Origin of the sequence: Celeribacter persicus (genome assembly GCF_003050785.1) — a bacterium.
GTDB classification, from domain to species: Bacteria; Pseudomonadota; Alphaproteobacteria; order Rhodobacterales; family Rhodobacteraceae; genus Celeribacter; species Celeribacter persicus.
This window is the reverse complement of record NZ_QAOH01000003.1, coordinates 210536-228879: the sequence shown is the minus strand read 5'-3', so window position 1 is coordinate 228879 and position 18344 is coordinate 210536. Positions and strand designations below refer to the sequence as shown.

General features: G+C 59.2%; 19 protein-coding genes and 1 tRNA gene. 8 read left to right on the top strand and 12 right to left on the bottom strand.

Features of this window, described 5'->3' with window-relative positions; all coding sequences use genetic code 11:
- From C8N42_RS05825 to C8N42_RS05795, 7 genes are all read right to left on the bottom strand, one after another.
- The gene (locus C8N42_RS05825; RefSeq protein WP_107815605.1) at positions 1 to 480 is read right to left on the bottom strand and encodes an RNA pyrophosphohydrolase; all 480 of its coding nucleotides are present in this window, start codon (positions 478 to 480) and stop codon (positions 1 to 3) included.
- Between the two features lie 50 nt (positions 481 to 530).
- Positions 531 to 1856, bottom strand: a complete 1326-nt coding sequence (locus C8N42_RS05820) for a S41 family peptidase (RefSeq protein WP_107815604.1) — start codon at positions 1854 to 1856, stop codon at positions 531 to 533.
- Between the two features lie 45 nt (positions 1857 to 1901).
- Entirely contained in the window at positions 1902 to 3032 is a 1131-nt protein-coding gene (locus tag C8N42_RS05815; RefSeq protein WP_245889977.1) for a murein hydrolase activator EnvC family protein, read from the bottom strand.
- Positions 3029 to 4555, bottom strand: a complete 1527-nt coding sequence (gene gpmI / locus C8N42_RS05810; RefSeq protein WP_107815603.1) for a 2,3-bisphosphoglycerate-independent phosphoglycerate mutase — start codon at positions 4553 to 4555, stop codon at positions 3029 to 3031. The genes C8N42_RS05815 and gpmI overlap by 4 nt, the downstream gene beginning before the upstream one ends.
- 104 nt (positions 4556 to 4659) lie before the next feature.
- On the bottom strand, positions 4660 to 5130 hold the full coding sequence (rlmH, locus tag C8N42_RS05805) for a 23S rRNA (pseudouridine(1915)-N(3))-methyltransferase RlmH (protein WP_107815602.1): 471 nt from the start codon (positions 5128 to 5130) through the stop codon (positions 4660 to 4662).
- 6 nt (positions 5131 to 5136) lie between these two features.
- The gene (rsfS, locus tag C8N42_RS05800; protein WP_096806263.1) at positions 5137 to 5526 is read right to left on the bottom strand and encodes a ribosome silencing factor; all 390 of its coding nucleotides are present in this window, start codon (positions 5524 to 5526) and stop codon (positions 5137 to 5139) included.
- 153 nt (positions 5527 to 5679) lie between these two features.
- Positions 5680 to 6996, bottom strand: a complete 1317-nt coding sequence (locus C8N42_RS05795; protein WP_245889976.1) for a mechanosensitive ion channel family protein — start codon at positions 6994 to 6996, stop codon at positions 5680 to 5682.
- Positions 6997 to 7254: 258 nt separating this feature from the next.
- On the opposite strand from C8N42_RS05795, the gene leuC reads away from it, so the two are divergent.
- The 3 genes from leuC (at position 7255) to C8N42_RS05780 (ending at position 9933) form a co-directional block, all read left to right on the top strand.
- A complete protein-coding gene (leuC, locus tag C8N42_RS05790; RefSeq protein WP_107815600.1) occupies positions 7255 to 8682 on the top strand; it encodes a 3-isopropylmalate dehydratase large subunit in 1428 nt (475 codons plus the stop codon).
- A 12-nt stretch (positions 8683 to 8694) separates the two neighbouring features.
- Entirely contained in the window at positions 8695 to 9300 is a 606-nt protein-coding gene (leuD, locus tag C8N42_RS05785; protein ID WP_107815599.1) for a 3-isopropylmalate dehydratase small subunit, read from the top strand.
- Positions 9301 to 9417: 117 nt separating this feature from the next.
- Positions 9418 to 9933 (top strand): HdeD family acid-resistance protein, encoded by a 516-nt coding sequence (locus tag C8N42_RS05780; RefSeq protein WP_107815598.1) that lies wholly within the window; start codon positions 9418 to 9420, stop codon positions 9931 to 9933.
- Positions 9934 to 9981: 48 nt separating this feature from the next.
- On the opposite strand, the gene C8N42_RS05775 is transcribed toward C8N42_RS05780, so the two are convergent.
- From C8N42_RS05775 to C8N42_RS05765, 3 genes are all read right to left on the bottom strand, one after another.
- Positions 9982 to 10221: an EF-hand domain-containing protein gene (locus tag C8N42_RS05775; protein WP_107815597.1), complete on the bottom strand. Its 240-nt coding sequence runs from the start codon at positions 10219 to 10221 to the stop codon at positions 9982 to 9984.
- A 330-nt stretch (positions 10222 to 10551) separates the two neighbouring features.
- A complete protein-coding gene (locus tag C8N42_RS05770; RefSeq protein ID WP_107815596.1) occupies positions 10552 to 11208 on the bottom strand; it encodes a 3-oxoacid CoA-transferase subunit B in 657 nt (218 codons plus the stop codon).
- Positions 11209 to 11221: 13 nt separating this feature from the next.
- Positions 11222 to 11875: a CoA transferase subunit A gene (locus C8N42_RS05765; RefSeq protein ID WP_107815595.1), complete on the bottom strand. Its 654-nt coding sequence runs from the start codon at positions 11873 to 11875 to the stop codon at positions 11222 to 11224.
- A 343-nt stretch (positions 11876 to 12218) separates the two neighbouring features.
- Here C8N42_RS05765 and C8N42_RS05760 point away from each other — a divergent pair, with 343 nt between their 5' ends.
- Genes C8N42_RS05760 through leuB form a run of 3 tightly spaced genes read left to right on the top strand, consistent with a single transcriptional unit; the run spans position 12219 to position 15259 of the window.
- Complete coding sequence (locus C8N42_RS05760; protein ID WP_170109223.1) at positions 12219 to 13055, top strand: hypothetical protein; 837 nt, start codon at positions 12219 to 12221, stop codon at positions 13053 to 13055.
- A complete protein-coding gene (locus C8N42_RS05755) occupies positions 13052 to 14095 on the top strand; it encodes an endonuclease/exonuclease/phosphatase family protein (protein ID WP_170109211.1) in 1044 nt (347 codons plus the stop codon). Before C8N42_RS05760 ends, C8N42_RS05755 begins: the two co-directional genes overlap by 4 nt.
- 60 nt (positions 14096 to 14155) lie before the next feature.
- A complete protein-coding gene (gene leuB, locus C8N42_RS05750; RefSeq protein WP_107815593.1) occupies positions 14156 to 15259 on the top strand; it encodes a 3-isopropylmalate dehydrogenase in 1104 nt (367 codons plus the stop codon).
- Between the two features lie 51 nt (positions 15260 to 15310).
- On the opposite strand, the gene C8N42_RS05745 is transcribed toward leuB, so the two are convergent.
- Positions 15311 to 15598 carry a hypothetical protein gene (locus C8N42_RS05745; RefSeq protein WP_107815592.1) on the bottom strand — a complete coding sequence of 96 codons (288 nt, stop codon included), beginning with the start codon at positions 15596 to 15598 and terminating at the stop codon, positions 15311 to 15313.
- Between the two features lie 112 nt (positions 15599 to 15710).
- On the opposite strand from C8N42_RS05745, the gene C8N42_RS05740 reads away from it, so the two are divergent.
- On the top strand, positions 15711 to 16655 hold the full coding sequence (locus C8N42_RS05740; protein WP_107815591.1) for a DMT family transporter: 945 nt from the start codon (positions 15711 to 15713) through the stop codon (positions 16653 to 16655).
- A gap of 138 nt (positions 16656 to 16793) precedes the next feature.
- Positions 16794 to 16870: transfer RNA gene (locus tag C8N42_RS05735), tRNA-Pro, on the top strand.
- 137 nt (positions 16871 to 17007) lie between these two features.
- Here C8N42_RS05735 and C8N42_RS05730 read toward each other — a convergent pair.
- The gene (locus tag C8N42_RS05730; protein WP_170109222.1) at positions 17008 to 17697 is read right to left on the bottom strand and encodes a LytTR family DNA-binding domain-containing protein; all 690 of its coding nucleotides are present in this window, start codon (positions 17695 to 17697) and stop codon (positions 17008 to 17010) included.
- Positions 17698 to 18344: the final 647 nt, after the last annotated feature.

Here is an 18344-nt window from a genome sequence, read left to right as displayed (position 1 = left end):
TCAGGCGAGGTGGTCGTGAAACTCGTCCACCAGCGCCTCGTAGATGTCGCGCTTGAAAGGCACGATATCAGAGACCAATCCGGTCGAATCTGTCCATTTCCAATGGCTGAATTCGGGGTGATCGGTTTCGAGGACGATATCCTTTTCCGTGCCCTTGAAGCGCAGCAGGAACCAGAGTTGCTTCTGACCGCGATATTTGCCCTTCCACACCTTGCCCAGAAGGTGATCCGGCAGATCGTAGGTCAGCCAGTCGCGGGTGTGGCCGAGAACCTCGACCAGATCGGCGGTTACTCCGATTTCTTCCCAAAGCTCGCGCAATGCCGCCTCTTGTGGCATTTCACCGGGGTCGATCCCGCCCTGCGGCATCTGCCAGGCTCCGGGCGTGTCGATGCGCTCTCCGACGAAAACCCGCCCTTCCGGGTCAATCAGCATGATGCCGACGCAGGGGCGATATGGCAGGGTGGAGAAATCTTTGCTCATGAGAGGTGCCTCAAAAAGATGAGGGGCGCCGAAGCGCCCCTCGGATCGTATCAATCGCCAATTTTCGACAAGCCCTTGAGCAGGTCGATCGCATAGGCCAGCTGGAAGTCCTCGTCGCGCAGTTTCGCGGCTTCTTCCGCGGCGGCGCGCTCTTCCTCGATCTTGGCGCGTTCGTCCTCGGTCAGGCTGTCGTTGTTCAACGCCCCGCGCAGATCGGCCTCGGACCGGAACTGCGGTGTTTCCTCCGTCTCTTCTTCAACGGGTTGACGCGGTGGCTGTTCCACGACGATGTCCGGCGAGATGCCGAGCGCCTGAATGGAACGGCCCGATGGTGTGTAATATCGCGCGGTGGTCAGGCGCATCGCCCCGTCGGATCGCAGCGGCATCACGGTTTGCACGGAGCCTTTGCCGAAAGACTTGGTGCCCACGACGACGGCGCGATGGTGATCCTGCAACGCGCCGGAGACGATCTCAGAGGCCGAAGCGGACCCGCCGTTGATCAGCACGACGAGAGGTTTCCCCTCTGCCAGATCGCCCTCGGTGGCGTTGACGCGGGTGCTGTCTTCCGGATTGCGTCCACGGGTGGAAACGATCTCTCCCTCGTCGAGGAAGGCATCCGACACCTTGATCGCCTGATCGAGCAGACCGCCCGGGTTGTTGCGCAGGTCCACGACGATCCCGTCGACATTCTCAAGACCGCCTAGCTCCTCGATCCCGTCTTTCAGTCCCTGTTCGAGATTCGGATAGGTTTGATCGTTGAAGGTGGTCACGCGCAACACGATGGCATTGCCCTCGACGCGGGAGCGCACGGCGGTCAGTTTGATCGTGTCACGGACGATCGAAACGTCAAACGGCTCCTCGACCCCTTCACGCACCACGGTGATAACGATTTCCGAGCCGACCGGCCCGCGCATCAGTTCCACCGCGTCGTCAAGGGTCATCCCCAGAATGCTCTTACCATCGACGGCGGTGATGTAATCCCCGGCCTCGACGCCTGCGATATCGGCGGGCGTGCCGTCCATCGGGGCAACGACCTTGACGAAGCCCTCTTCCTGCGTGACCTCGATCCCTAGGCCACCGAAGGAACCGGAGGTCTGAACCCGCATGTCGGCGGCGTCTTTCGGGGAAAGATAGGAGGAATGCGGGTCGAGTGAGGATAGCATGCCGTCGATTGCCGCTTCGATCAGCTCTTCTGAATCCACCTCTTCGACATATTGCGCGCGGATGCGCTCGAACACGTCGCCGAAGAGGTCGAGCTGTTCATAGACATTCGTCGTCTTCTCTGCCTCCTGAGCGAGGAGCGGTCCGGCGAATTGCGTCGAGATCAGCGTGCCTGCAAGGATGCCGGCAACCCCGGCCATCATGTATTTCTTCATCTCTTTCCTCTCTCCGGTCCGCAGCCCGCGTGACCCTTGATCGTCTCAAAGCGGGGCACCTGCGAACCAGCGTTCGGGGTTCACGGGCTGCCCGCCCTCTCTGACCTCTATATAAAGCGTCTCCGACAAACCCGCGCCAGTGCCTTGTGTGGCATTCTGGACAAAGGCGTCGAGATCGGGCGTGGCCCCGCCCATCAGGCCCACGGCGGTATCGGCGGGCAGAACTGCGCCAACCTCTCCATAAACCTCATCGAGTCCCGCCAAAATGAGCAATACGTCATTTGCGGGCTCAAGGATGATCACGTTTCCGTAGTCGAGAAACGGCCCCTTGTAACGCACGGTCGCGGGCCAGGGTGTCGTGACCAGCGACAAAGGCCGCGTGGCCCAGAGCCAGCCCGGACGTTTCACTCCGGCGGCGTCTGCCTCGTCATAGCCGCGCAACATCTTGCCGGGGACGGGCATCGGCCAGTTGCCGCGGGTGCTGTTCGGATCGGTGATCGGCGGCACCCCGTCGACCACATCCATGATCGCGAGGCCCGAGGCAAAGGCTTCGAGCGTTTCCGAACTGTCGAGCAGGGTCTGCATCCGTTCGGGATCGGCGGTGAACCGGCGCGGCAGGTCGGTGCGGTCCGACATCGCCTGCGACAAGTCGGTGCGGGCCTGCTGCACGTCCTGAAGCCCCTGCGACAGGGTCGCCAGAGATTCGCTTTGCAACTCGCGCAGGATCTGTATTTCTTCGAGGCGCACACGGATGTCCTCGACCTCCGCCTGCATCGCGGGGGTGACGGCGGAGACCAGCATCCCCGCGCGTGCCTGCCCCAGAGGTCCGCCGGGATGCACCAGTGCCTCGGGAGAGGCATCGGGTTTCATGGAGATCAGCACGCCGAGAAGTTGTGCGAACTGACCGCTCTCATCGGAAAACTCGCGCGACAGTTCGGCTTCACGAAGCGACACCTGGCGCAGTCCGGCCCGCATCGCATCAAGCCCGTCCTCATAGGCGCGCACCACGCCGGTCAACGCCTTGACCCGGTCGGTCGACGATTCGGCGGCTTGCAGCGCACTATGCGCGGCGTTGAACTGAGCCAAAGCCGCCTCGGCCAGAGCCGTGGGACTGTTCTGTGCCTGCACAGGGCCGCTCAGGGCCAGACAGAACGCCGCGGCGTAAATCCGCATCATTTGACGATGAGACTCACGCCGGTCATTTCCTCCGGCTGCGGCAGTTGCATCAGTTCAAGGATCGTCGGCGCCACATCCGCAAGCCGCCCGCCATCGCGCAGTTTCACGCCTTTCGGCCCGCCGAACAGGATCACGGGCACGGGGTTCGTCGTATGTGCCGTATGCGGCCCGCCCGTCACCGGATCGACCATGGTCTCGCAATTGCCGTGATCCGCAATCACCAACATCGCGCCGCCGACCTTCTCAAGCTCCGCAATCACCTTGCCCAGCCCGTCGTCCACAGCTTCGCAGGCGGCCATGGCGGCCTCAAGAATGCCGGTGTGCCCGACCATGTCCGGGTTGGCGAAATTGGTGACGATCAGGTCATACCCCTCGTCAATCGCCCAGACGAATTTCTCCGCCACCTCGGGTTCGCTCATCTCCGGCTGAAGATCATAGGTCGCCACTTTCGGCGATTTCGGCATGAAGCGATCTTCGCCCTCTTCCGGCACTTCCTTGCCTCCGTTCAAAAAGAACGTCACATGCGGATATTTTTCCGTCTCGGCCAGACGGAATTGTTTCAGCCCGTGTTTGGCGACCCATTCGCCCAACGTGTTCTTGATCTCACGTTTCGGATAGGCGGTGGTCATATAGGCGTTGTGCCCGTCGGAATACTCGACCATGCCCAGAAGCGCGGAAAGTTTCGGACGCGCCCCGATGTCGAATTCGGCAAAGTCCGGCTCCCCGATGGCGCGCAGGATTTCCCGCGCCCGGTCCGCCCGGAAGTTGTTGCAGAAAAACCCGTCGCCGTCTTTGACCCCGTCATAGCCGTCGATCACGGTTGCCTTGATGAACTCGTCCACGTCGCCGCGTTCGTAAGAGGCTTTGACGGCGCTGACGGCATCCGGTGCGGTCTCGATCCCTTTGCCATGCATCATAGCGTCATAGGCCTGCGACACGCGTTCCCAGCGGTTGTCGCGGTCCATCGCATAATAACGCCCGATCACAGTGCCCACTTTGGCATTTTCCGGCAGGCGGGCGACGAAATCGGCGATGAATTTATCGGCGGATTGCGGGGCCACATCGCGCCCGTCGGTGATCGCATGAATGATGACCGGCACACCGAGATCGGTCACCGCCTTGGCGGCCGCAAGCGTGTGTTCGATATGCCCATGCACGCCGCCGTCGGAGATCACCCCCATCAGATGCGCCGTGCCGCCCGCGGCTTTCACATCTTCGGCGAATTTCACGATGGCCTCATTTTTGAAGAAAGAGCCGTCCTCGATGGCGAGATCAATCTGCCCTAAATCCATTGCCACCACGCGGCCCGCACCGATATTGGTGTGCCCCACCTCAGAATTGCCCATCTGTCCCGTCGGCAGTCCCACATCTGGCCCGAAAGTGATCAGCGTGCTATGCGGACATTCCGCCATCAGCCGGTCGAAATTCGGGGTGTTGGCGAGAACCGGCGCGTTGGCTTCCGGCGTCGGGCCGATGCCCCAACCATCGAGAATGCAAAGAACAACAGGTTTCGGCGCGGCCATGACGGGCTCCTTTATCAATAGAGAGCGAACTCTTTGCTCTTATCTAACGTGCCGCTGCGCCCGTTTGAACCGCTTTACTCTTCTTCCTGGTAAAAATACTCTGATCATACCCGATGATAGGGCGAACCGGCCAAAATCGAGGCGGCGCGGTAAAGCTGTTCGGTCAGCATCGCGCGGGCCAGCATATGTGGCCAGACCATCTTGCCGAGAGAAATGGAGAAATCCGCCTGCGCGCGCAAATCCGGGTCGATCCCGTCCGCACCGCCGATGACAAAGGCCACATCGGAGCGTCCGGCATCGCGCCAGCTTGCGAGTTTTTCGGCAAAATCGGGGGAGGAAATCACCTGACCGCGTTCGTCCATCGTGACGATCACCGCGCCTTTCGGCAGGGCGCGTTCCAGAAGCGTTGCCTCCGCCGCCATGCCGCCGCCCTTCTTGTCTTCGACCTCCGAGATTGTCAGGGGGCCGAGGCCAAGCGCGCGCCCGGTGCGGTCAAACCGGGTGGTGTAGTCGTCGATCAAAGTGGCTTCGGGCCCTTTGCGCAAGCGCCCGACCGCACAGATATGCACCTTCATAGGGCCTCAGCTAGCGGTGGTTTTCCCCGCCAGAGCGGCTTTCGCCTCTTCGGGTGACATCCACATTTTCTCAAGCTGATAGAAATCGCGCACTTCCGGGCGGAAGATGTGGACAATCACGTCGCCCGCGTCGATCAGCACCCAGTCGCCTTGCTCCTTGCCCTCGACACGGGAGAAAATCCCGCATTGCTGTTTCAGCGCATCGGAGAGTTTCTCGGCCATGGCGCTCACCTGACGGGTTGAACGACCCGAACAGATCACCATGTAGTCCGCAACCTCCGACTTGCCGCGCAGGTCGATGGACACGAGGTCTTCGGCTTTATCCTGATCCAGGGAGTGTGTGACGAAGTCCAGAAGTTTCTGACCTCCGATCCGGTCCGGCATCGCACCCGTCATGGGCGTCTCCGGGTGTGCGGCATGGTCAGCCGCGCTCTGTACGTGAGACAGGACATAGTCCTCCAAAAGTTGAACGCCGTTCCGCCCCGGCGCCGGGCATGGATCAAATGTAACATCGGTATGTGTAAATCTCAATGTTTCGGACTGGAAAGTTCAATCGAGTGCTTTTGTGGTCAAGGCGGAACCATCGAGCACCCGCACTTCCCGCTGCGGGAAGGGAATGGAAATGTCGTTTGCCTTGAACGCATCCCAAAGCGCCAGATAGACGTTTCCCCGCACATTGGTCAGTCCTCCCGTCGGGTCGGTGATCCAGAAGCGCAGGATGTAATCGACGGACGAATCGCCAAACCCCACGATGTGACAGACGGGCGGTTTGTGGGTCAGGACGCGGTCAACGCGCTGCGCCGCCTCGATGGCAATCTTGCGCACCTGATGCGGATCGTCGCCGTAAGACGTACCGAAATAGATGTCGAGCCGCACGAAATCGTTGGTGTGGGACCAGTTCACCACCTGGCCGGTGATCAGGTCCTCGTTCGGGATCAGGTATTCCTTGCCGTCCCGCGTGGTGATCGAGGCGTAGCGTGCGCCCAGCGTGTTGATCCAGCCGAAGGTGTCGCCCAGTGAGATCACGTCACCGGGCTTGATCGACTTGTCCAGAAGGATGATCACACCCGAGACGAGGTTGGAGACGACCTTCTGGAGGCCGAAGCCCAGACCGACCCCGATCGCACCCGACAGAACCGCAAGGCCGGTGAGATCGAAACCCACGGCCTTGAGCCCGATGAAGAAAGCGGCACCGTACAGGGCAAGTTGCACGCCCTTGATGATCAGTTCCTTCATCGAAGGCGAAATATCCTCGTTGCGCCGGATTTGGGTCGATGTCTGACCCGAGATCAGCCGCGCGAAGGTAAAAAGAAGCCCGGTGACGACCAGCGCCTTGAGCACCGCAAGAGCCGAGAGGCGAAAGCTGCCGAAAGTGATCGCGATGGTATCGAGAAAGTCGGCGGTCTCCTCGATGGCGCCGAAGAAATAGAGCGTGACATAGGTCCAAAGCCCCCAGCGCAGCAATCGCCGGAGCGCGCGGTTCTTGACGAGTTGAACGACCAGCTCGACCGCGATCCATGCGGTGACGATCTTTGCGAGGATTGCGATCAGGTAAGAGCGCGAGGGCCATGTCATCTCGTGCATCACGAGATACATGACCCAAAGCAGCACAGCCCAGACGATCAGGATCAGTCGTTTTTCAATCGCCAGAAGCCAGCGCAACTGCCATTTCGGGCGGCCTTCGAGCCCTCGCATCCAACTGCGCATCCGTGTGCGCAGATTGCGCCCGAGTATAATCGCGATGATGAGCGCCAGAAGTGAGATTCCGATCTGATACAGGTTCCAGCGCCGCAGAAGCCCTTCGAGAAACGAAAGCACATGGCCGCCTGTGTCGCCCAAAAGACTGGTGATTTGCGTCGGATCCACTCGGGCCTCCCTTTTCGGTGAGCTTGGCATGGCGTACCGCAATCCTGCAAGCGCATCTCTCTTGCGAGACTCGCGCGCAGCCTATATGTGAGCACCATGGAACGTATGTTTGAGATCACAGACCGTGCATGGCTGCCTTGGCGTTTCTTCGGCGCCATGCAATCCGTCCTAGCCCGACTTTGAAGCCGGGCCTTTCGGCGTGCCTGCACGCCCGATCACACAACTTCCATTTCCAAAGAACATCCACGGGAGAGCGAAATGACCGCCCCGAAGACACTCTATGATAAAATCTGGGACGCCCATGTGACCCATGAGCAGGAGGATGGCACCTGCCTGCTCTATATCGACCGCCACCTCGTTCACGAAGTAACCTCGCCTCAGGCATTTGAAGGTCTGCGCATGGCGGGCCGCAAAGTGCGCGCGCCGGAAAAAACCATCGCCGTGCCGGATCACAACGTGCCGACCACGCTGGACCGCGTGTCCGGTGTGATCGCCAACGAAGAGAGCCGCATTCAGGTCGATGCGCTCGACAAGAACGCGAAAGAGTTCGGCGTGAACTACTATCCGGTGTCCGACATCCGTCAGGGCATCGTGCATATCGTCGGCCCGGAACAGGGTTGGACGCTGCCCGGCATGACCGTCGTGTGCGGTGACTCCCATACCGCGACTCATGGTGCGTTCGGGGCGCTCGCCCACGGCATCGGCACTTCCGAGGTCGAGCACGTTCTGGCGACGCAAACGCTGATCCAGAAAAAATCCAAGAACATGAAGGTCGAGATCACCGGCAAGCTGAAGCCGGGTGTGACGCCGAAAGACGTAACGCTTGCCATCATCGGCGCGACCGGTACGGCGGGCGGCACCGGCTATGTCATCGAATATTGCGGTCAGGTGATCCGTGATATGTCGATGGAAGGCCGCATGACCGTCTGTAACATGGCGATCGAAGGCGGTGCGCGTGCCGGTCTCATCGCGCCGGACGAAACCACGTTCGAATATGTCAAAGGCCGCCCGCATGCCCCGAAAGGTGCGCAGTTCGAAGCCGCTCTGAACTGGTGGAAAACCCTCTACACCGACGAAGGTGCGCATTTCGACAAGGTTGTGACTTTGCGCGGCGAAGACATCGAGCCGGTCGTGACCTGGGGCACCTCGCCCGAGGACGTTCTGCCGATTTCCTCCGTCGTGCCCGATCCCGAAAGCTTCAAGGGCGGCAAGGTCGAGGCGGCGAAACGTGCGCTCGATTACATGGGGCTGAAAGCCGGTCAGAAACTGACCGACATTCAGATCGACACCGTGTTTATCGGTTCCTGCACCAACGGCCGGATCGAGGACTTGCGGGCTGCGGCCGAAATCCTCAAGGGCAAGAAGATCAAGGACGGCATGCGCGCCATGGTCGTGCCGGGCTCCGGTCTCGTGCGTGCGCAGGCCGAAGAGGAAGGTCTCGCTGACATCTTCAAAGAGGCCGGTTTCGAATGGCGTCTGGCCGGGTGCTCCATGTGCCTTGCCATGAACCCCGATCAACTGTCCGAGGGTGAGCGCTGCGCCTCCACCTCGAACCGCAACTTCGAAGGGCGTCAGGGCTACAAGGGCCGCACGCACCTCGTGTCCCCCGCCATGGCCGCCGCCGCTGCCGTCACCGGTCACCTGACCGATGTGCGCGAGCTGATGTCTGAGACCGAGAACGCCTAAGGAGCCGCTACAATGGAAAAGTTCGAAAAACTGACCGGTATCGCGGCCCCTATGCCGCTGGTGAACATCGACACGGATATGATCATCCCCAAGGTGTTCCTGAAAACCATCAAGCGTTCCGGCCTTGGTGTGAATCTGTTCGACGAAATGCGCTATGACCGTCAGGGCAATGAAATCCCCGATTTCGTCCTGAACAAACCGCAGTATCGCGACACGCAGATTCTTGTGGCGGGCGATAACTTCGGTTGTGGCTCTTCGCGCGAACACGCGCCCTGGGCCATCGCGGATTTCGGCATCAAATGCGTGATCTCCACCTCTTTCGCAGACATCTTCTATAACAACTGCTTCAAGAACGGCATTCTCCCGATCGTTCTGCCGCAGGAAGCCGTGGATGTTCTGATGAAAGATGCGGAAAAGGGCTCCAACGCCCGGATGACCGTCGATCTTGAAAATCAGACCGTCACCACGTCGGATGGCGAAGAGTTCCATTTCGAAGTCGACGCGTTCAAGAAACACTGCCTGCTCGAAGGGCTCGATGACATCGGTCTGACCATGGCGCATGTCAAGGACATCGACGCCTATGAAGCCAGGATGGCGCAGGAACGTCCCTGGGTCTGAGTTGACCTTGGCTGGTGCAGTCATGAAAAAAGTGAAACGGCGCTTTTTGGGGTGCCGTTTTATTTTGCTCACACGCCCCTATATCTGATTGAAAGCACTCGAAAGACGGAGGGTGGCATGACGAATTGGAAGATATGGGTCGGTATCGGTGTTCTCACCTTTCTTTTCGGCCTTCTGGCGCTGGGCAATGCGGTCGTCGCGTCGCTCGCGATCACCATCATGCTCGGCACGCTTTTCGCCATCGCAGGCGTGGCGCAACTTTGGGCTGGGTTTTCCGGCGCGGTGCATGACAATCGGATATTTGCCCTGCTCTGGGGGCTTCTGAGTCTGTTGATCGGGGTGAGTTTCATCGCCAACCCGGTGGAGGGTACTGTGTCGCTCACCATGGTGGTTACCGGTTTTCTCCTCGCCTCCGGGGTGATCCGCCTGCTGATGGCCTGGCGGATGCGGGAAAGTCGGCTGTTCTGGACGCTTCTGCTGTCCGGTGCGGTAACTGTGTTTCTGGCTGGCTACATCATGTCCGATTTCGCGGCGATTTCCCTGTCGCTGCTGGGCATCCTGCTCGGCGTCGAATTGCTTGTGGATGGTGCGGGGCTGGTGGGCTTCGGCCTGTTCCTGCGTGCGCATCGTTAAAAGCGCGGCGGCCCCGAACGATCTTCGGGACCGCCGATGCCAGAGCCGTTATTCCATCATCGGAAGCAGGCCATTGGTCTGTGCCGAAGCAAGTTCCTCGACGGTGATCTCGCCACTGGCGTCGGCGTCGATCGCGGCAAAGGCCTCTTCTGTCAGATCGGGATAGACCGCTAGCATCTCTTCCATGGAAAAGGTGCCGTTTCCGTCGGTGTCCACCAGAGTGCTCTGGGCAAAAGTCGGAGCGGCGAGAAGGGTCAGAGCGCCAAGCGTCAGTGCAACAGATTTCATGTCATGTGTCCTTTCGTTAAGGGGGTGCCCGCATCTTTTCATGCGGGAAAATCGAAACGGTTTCGAACCGCTGCCCCGAGAGATACGCCCCAAACGTGATCGGACAAGATGCTGAAAATGTTAGGAAGATTTTGCGCGCCTACCCGCCACGGGGCTGCGGAATGCTGCGCATTTTTCGGCGGATTTCGGCAACTCGGCGGTATTTGACGCGCAAAACAGGCGAGAAGGCGCGCGAACGGGACAGGCGGACGTAGCTCTCCTTGATCAGATGGCTGGATTGCCTAAAGCGCCCCGCCTTTAACCTGAGACATCGGGTAAAGGCGGGGTGCTTTAACAGCCCACGCGCATTTCCGGGACGTCCGGGTCATGAATGAGAGAGGCCTCGGTCATTTCCAGAATGACCTCAAGCGGCACATTCGGAGCCCGTTCGATGAGATGCAGCCCGTCGTCCTCCGGCTTCAGAACCGCAAGTTCGGTGACGATCAGGTCCACACGCCGCTGCGAGGTCAGGGGCAAAGTACACTCCGGCACGATCTTGGCCTCGCCTTTCGCGGTGTGCTGCATCGCGACGATGACCTTTTTCGCGCCGGTGACAAGATCCATCGCCCCACCCATGCCGGGGGTGTACTGACCGGGGATCATCCAGTTCGCCAGATGGCCTTTCTCATCCACCTGCAAGGCACCGAGCACGGTCAGGTCGAGGTGTCCGCCGCGAATGAGGCCAAAGGAAAAAGCGCTGTCGATTGTCGAGGCACCGGGGACGAAGGACACAAACCGTCCTCCCGCATCGGTCAGGTGCCGGTCTGTCATGCCTTCCGGCGGGCGATGACCCATGCCGACGGCACCGTTTTCTGCCTGAAAGAAGACGCCGAGGGATTCGTCGAGATAATCGGACACCAGTGTCGGAATACCGATGCCGAGGTTGACGAGACTGCGTGGGGCAATTTCCTGCGCGACCCGGCGCGCGATCAGTTCTTTGGGATGCATCTCCGGGCCCTCCTCATGCGGTTTTCTTGATGACGTGATCGACCAGAACGCCGGGCGTCTTCACCAGATCGGGTGGGATCATCCCCACGGGCACGATCTCCTCCGGTTCGCAGATCACGGTCCTGCCTGCGAGCGCCATGATCGGATTGAAATTCGTCGCGGTGAGCATGTAGGCGAGATTGCCGACGTAATCGCAACTGCGCGCCGCGATCAGGGCGACATCGGCGGAAAGCGGAGTTTCCAGCAGGTAGTCCTTGCCATCGACCGTCACAATCTCCTTGCCCTCGGCCACCCTGGTGCCGACACCCGTGGGCGTGAGAATGCCGCCAAGCCCGACCCCCGCCGCGCGAATGCGTTCAACCAACGTCCCCTGCGGCACCAGTTCAACGTCCAGTTCGCCGGAGGCATATTGCGCCTGAACGATGGTGTTCAGTCCCATGTGGCTGCAAATCAGCTTGCGCACACAATGGGCGGCGAACAGCGGGCCGGGACCGGTTGCGTCGCGCGCCGTGTCGTTGGAAATCAGGGTCAGATCGCGTTTCCCGGCATGCGCCAAGGCGTGTACGATACCGTCGGGGACCCCAACTCCCATGAACCCCGAAAGCATGATCGTTGCGCCGTCGGGGATCAACTCGACGGCTTCCTCCATGGAAATGGCCAGGTGCATGGTTCCTCCTCCCGCTCCTTAACCGTGTGTCAGAGACACTTTGGTCACGAGACCGTGAGCATTTCCATGTGTTGGGTCAAGATCGGAGGTTTTCCTGTCGGGGCATATTTTGTGGTCGAGGCGCGGCCTACCACAAGAAGCATCGACAATGATGCAAAAACGCACCGCTTTGTCCACGAATCCGCCCGATTTCAGCGGTTAACCTTAACCATTCCTTGCTGGCAGATATGAAAGAAGGCAAAAGTTGGGCAAGATTGAGGCAATCCGTCAAATTTGGCGGCGTCAAAATGGAACAAGAGAGCGGCATCGCATCGCTTTCAGCCAGTTTGAAGGGAAATGGGCAGTGGTTCATCGCGTCCTGGGAGCGCTGTTGCGTGCTACGTTGGTGGTCGTCCTGATCACGGCGCCATCCGCGCTGTTGCCGAATGTCTCTGCCGATTCCGCGCAGGTCGTGGCGCTTGTCGCCTTCTTCGGTGCGGCCCTGACCTTTTTCGAATATGTCTCCGCCTATCCCGGTCTCGTGGAATTCCGCGACGCGCCCCCGTTCAACCGTCTCCGTTTCGGGTCGCTCTTCGTGACCGTCATTCTTCTGACCCTGATTGTGCGGGGACAGACGACCCCGACCGTGGTCACGGATTTCGTCACCGCCATCGGTGCTCTGATCGGCTATGTGCTCGATTTCCCCTATTCGCCGGTGCGTCTGATGCTTGTGGCGCTGCCTGAGACCAGCTCGATGCAGGACGTCGAATTGATGCGTGAGGTGGCGGGGATGAGTTATCTCATTTCGCTCATGGCGCTTTCCATCTTCCTCATCGTGCTGCGGATCGGTCACTGGCCGTCGAAATCCGGCTCCTTCAACGTCTGGATCAACCTGCCGACCTTCGATCCGACCGCTGGCGGCGATGTGGTCGAACGCCTGAAACGCGATGCGCGGGTGAACGCCATCATCGGCTTTTCCTTGCCTTTCGTGATCCCGGCCGTGTTACATTCGGCGAGCAGCCTTTTCGGAGGGTTGAGCGTTACAAATGACCAATCCATGATCTGGGCCGTTGCAGCATGGGCTTTTCTGCCGTCTTCTCTTTTCATGCGAGGCATCGCGATGGGTCGTGTGGCCTCGATGATCGAGGAAAAGCGGCGCCAGACCTATGCCCGCGCCGATCTCGATCACGCTCCGGCGTGATCCGGGGGCTTCTTCTTTCCCTGCTTCTGCTGTCGCCTTTTGTCGCCGTGGCGGACACCTTGCGTGTCGCCACATGGACCGTGGAACTGTCCCGCAAGGGGCCGGGGCTTTTGCTCCGGGATATTCTCAAGGGAGATGATCCGCAGGTTCTGGCCGCGCAGGCGCATATCCGGGCGCTGTCTCCCGACATCCTGCTTCTGACCGGGTTCGATACCGATCTCGACGGGCATACGCTGGCCGCTTTTGCGCAGGCGCTGGACTATCCTCACCTCTTCACGCGTCCCGGTAATTCGGGGCGTCCCACAGGGCGCGATCTCGACAAGGACGGGCGTCCGGGCGAGCCTGAGGATGCGCAATCCTTTGGGGCTTTCACGGGGCAGGGGGGGGTGGTGCTTTTGTCTCGCCTGCCGGTTATGGAGGAAGAGATCCGTGATTTCTCCGAACTCCTGTGGCGCGATCTGCCCGGGGCCAATCTGCCGGAGGGATATTTCGATGAGAAGGACCTCGATGTCCTGCGTCTGTCGTCCCATGCGCATTGGGACATTCCCGTGCTCTGGCAAGGGCGGCCTCTGCACCTTCTGGCCTATGCTGCAATTGCGCCGGTGTTCGACGGGCCGGAGGACCGCAACGGTCGGCGCAACAGCGACGAGACGCGGTTCTGGTCGCTTTATCTCGACGGGGCGTTGGAGGCTGGGTCACCCGCAGCACCTTTCGTAATCCTTGGTGACAGCAATCTCGATCCGAAGGACGGCGATGGCGACCGAGCGCAGATGCAGGCGCTTTTGGCCGACCCGCGGCTGATTGATCCTTTACCGGCAGCGGATCATGGCGCAGATATCGCCAATCCCGGACAGATCGGTGATCCGCGTCTCGATACGGCGGACTGGAGCGATCCTGTACCGGGCAACCTGCGCGTCGATTATGTCCTGCCCTCGGTCGGTCTGAGGGTGGTCGACGCGGGGCTTGCCTGGGGGGCAGGGCAAGGTGAAATCGTCTTTCGTCATGCCCTTGTCTGGGTTGATCTCGCCGCGATTCCTTGACGGAAAGCGCGCCAGCCGTTACGCCGAGCCAACCTTAGGAAAACAAGGACTCGACGCGACATGAGCACGCCTTCTCTTCTCATTCTCCCCGGCGACGGTATTGGCCCCGAAGTGATGGCCGAAGTGATCCGGATCATCGACTGGTACGGCGACAAACGCGGCCTCAAATTCGATGTCACCACGGATCTCGTCGGCGGTGCCGCCTATGACAAACATGGCATGCCGCTGGCCGATGAAACCATGGCGAAGGCGCAGGCAGTCGATGCCGTTCTGCTCGGTGCTGTCGGTGGTCCGAAATACGACGTGCTCGATTTCTCCGTGAAGCCGGAACGTGGCCTGCTGCGTCTGCGCAAGGAGATGGATCTCTTCGCCAACCTGCGCCCGGCGCAGTGTTTCGACGCTTTGGCGGATTTCTCCTCGCTGAAAAAAGATGTGGTTGCGGGCCTCGACATCATGATCGTGCGCGAGCTGACCTCCGGCGTCTATTTCGGCGAACCGCGTGGCATCTTCACCGAGGGCAACGAGCGTGTGGGCATCAACACCCAGCGCTACACCGAGTCCGAAATTCGTCGTGTGGCGATTGCGGCGTTCGAGCTTGCGATGAAGCGCAACAAGAAACTGACGTCGATGGAAAAGGCCAATGTGATGGAATCCGGCATCCTCTGGCGCGATGTCGTCAACGAGGTGGCTGCGGATTACCCGGAGGTTGAGGTTCAGCATATGTATGCCGACAACGGTGCGATGCAACTCGTACGCGCTCCGAAACAGTTCGACGTGATCGTGACCGACAACCTTTTCGGCGATATCCTTTCCGACTGTGCCGCCATGCTCACGGGCTCGCTCGGTATGTTGCCCTCCGCCTCCCTCGGTGCGCCGATGGAAAACGGTCGTCCCAAAGCCATGTACGAACCGGTGCACGGCTCCGCCCCCGACATCGCGGGTCAGGGCAAGGCGAACCCGATCGCCTGTATCCTCTCCTTTGCCATGGCGCTCCGCTATTCCTTCGATGAGGGCGAAGAAGCCACCCGCCTTGAGAAAGCCATCGAGAAAGTGCTGTCCGACGGCGTTCGTACCGGCGATTTGCTTGGCGAAGAGGGCGTGACCCCGGTTTCCACTTCCGGCATGGGCGATGCGATTCTTGCGGCCCTCGACGCGTCGCTCTGATCCATTCGACATTGACGAAAGGGCGTCCCTCGGGGCGCCCTTTTCATTTGCTCAGTCGAAAATATCGAAAATGTCCTCGGCGGCATCGAACAGTCGATGGGCCATGCCCTTGCGCTTTTTCTTCTTCTTCGGCTTGTCGAATGGAGATGGAGTGGCCTTTTTCGCCTTTTTGCCTTTGACCTTAGCACCGTCTCCCACATGATCCACCCGCAGCGATTTCATGCGCGACAAAGGCGCTCCGCAATTGGAGCATTTCAACTCATGCCGTTGCTCATCGAGGGTCAGAACGGCTTTCGAGCCACAATAACAGCAGGTTGCGGATTTCTGAATGCGATACATGGGCTACAGATGGGGGCGATCTCCCATCGGGACAAGGGGAACCGGCCAGACCCCGTTGAAAGCTTGGTCAAGAGTGCTACCGTGATAGCGCAACCAAACCACGGATGACCGCATGAACATCACCGGAGCCTTCTACGCGCTCGCAGCCTTCGCGATCTTTTCGACCCATGATGTGGTGATCAAGTTTCTGGGCGGGCATTATACCCCGTTCCAGATCATCTTCTTCTCCACCCTGTTTTCCTTCCCGCTGGTCATGTTCATGCTGATCCGGGACCGCAACCCCGGCCACCTGCGCCCGGTGCATCCGTGGTGGACGCTGTTTCGCACGCTTGCCGCGATGATCAACACGGTCTCGGCTTTCTACGCCTTTTCCGTTCTGCCGCTGGCTCAGGTCTATGCCCTGATCTTCGCCACCCCTTTGGTGATCACCATCCTGTCGATCCCGATGCTGGGCGAGAGGGTCGGTTTTCACCGCTGGGCGGCGGTTGTGCTTGGTCTGATCGGCGTGATGGTCGTGCTGCGCCCGGGCGGCACCGAATTGACGCTGGGCCATGCCGCGGCGCTGTCCTGTGCGCTCTTCGGGGCCTTTGCCTCCGTCGTCGTCCGCAAGGTCGGGCGCGAGGAACGCACCGAAGTGCTCATGCTCTACCCGCTGATCGCCAATTTCATCGTCATGGGCACGGCGATGTCGTTCTTCTACCATCCCCTGCCGCTACTCGATCTCGGCGGTGTCGCAACCGTATCGCTTCTGGGTTTCACCGGCGGTGTGGTCCTCATCCTCGCCTATCGCGCCTCCGAGGCGGCCATCGTCGCGCCGATGCAATATTCCCAGATCATCTGGGCGACGATTTTCGGCTATTTCATCTTTGGCGAAAGCGTCGACAAGGCCACAGTCCTGGGAGCGGGGATCATCATCCTGTCCGGTCTCTACATTGTCTTCCGCGAATCGCGTGGCGGTCATTCGGAGAACACGCCGGTGCTCAGAACCCGTTCGCGTGCTTCGACGGCGATGTCTTTCAGGATTTCTCCGTTTGTCCGCCGGGAAAAACTGCGCTGAAACAGGCTGTACGAGGGGCAAAATGACAGGGTTACGCAATATCTGCGCTATCTGCAGGGGGCCATGCGGCTTTCCGAAGAAAGGCAATAATTCACTCTTGCAAATCTCCGCGCCCCCCTATATTCCGCCCGTCACGGTCGGAGCGTAGCTCAGCCTGGTAGAGCACTGTCTTCGGGAGGCAGGGGCCGGAGGTTCGAATCCTCTCGCTCCGACCAATTTGACTTTGGGGCACGCCCCATAGTTTTGAGATGCACAAACGACATCTCAGTCTTCTTCCTATTATCATAATCCGCCTCTCACTGTTCAGGCATGCAATGACGGCTGAATAGCTTTGGCCGACAGATACAGATGTCTATAAAAGCGGACCGACCAGCGTCTTGAATTCGCGCGCGCGGCCTTTGGAAACCGGAAGTTTGTCACCGTTTTTCAGATGCGCGAACAGGGCCCCATTGCTTCGGCTTTCGATGCTGACGACGGCCTTCACGGAGACCCAATGCGATCTGTGAATGAGGCAGCCTCCGGCCTCATCCATCAACTCGACCGCTCTCTGGAATTTGATTCTGACCAGATCTCTGCCTTTTTCCGTCACCACATGCACATAATGATCATCAGCGGAGAGACAAAGAATTTCACCGCGCAGCTCCGCTGGCAAAAGCGCCAAAAGTCGCTCTTCCCCAGTGGAGCCGACCAAAATTGGATGCCGCATGACCAGATAGGAGGTGACGCTGACCCCGGCGATAAAGGCAATGACCAACAGGAAGACCAAAACCATTTCGAAATATCGAAGATGGATCTCGATGGGCAGTGCGCTCATCGCCAGAATAACACAGAGGCAGGCGGTGATTGTGTAGATCAGAACGGTTGCCAGAACATAGGCCGCGACACCTACACGGAACATTACGAAATAGACCAGCCATTTCAACGTGGAGAAAATCAAAACGAAATGCGCGGCAGATACGAGGAGCCACATCGCACTTATCATCAGTTTGTAGTCCATGTCATCGGCACCGAAGGGCCGCACAACTGCAAAGATGATGGCCATGACGATATTCCCTGTCAGAAACTCATTCGACAGGACAACGCATCTGGCATATTTCTTGCTTACTTCGAATTCATGCGCCCGTCGGACATCTTGACGCGTCCTCATTTGTTCCAAAGCGATTGCCGCACTTTTCAACTCGCGATGATCCCGACGGATTTCGCTTATCAGTTGTTTCAGAAGATTCATGACGAGACGCCCTACGCTCCTTTCCGATAGAGGCACAAAAAACAAATACTGATGAAACGATGACCAATATCTCAGAAGCGCTCAGGCCGCTTTTCATGCGCGATTCATGCGCGATGTAAGATTTGGCGGATAATAACTTCGCCAACGCCTCACAAACACCAGACGCGAGGCTGGTTGGAAGCTGGCGAATCGGCAAGGCGCAATCCCAACGGGGGCTGTGCCATTCGCGAAAAAAACTATGCTGTTCGCGAATTTTTGTGTTTGATCTGGATCAAAATTATGTAAGATATTGTTTTATAAGAGTTTTATTCTTATATAAATTTTTCTATATCTTTAAGAGCTACCTTAGCTCGTCTTGCAGGCGCTCCGCGTCAATTTCACGTCGTTTCACGACATTGCTGTTTCGTGGCGGTCGGACACATTCAATATGTCGCGAAAAGCTTGGGCAATCTGTCTCCTGT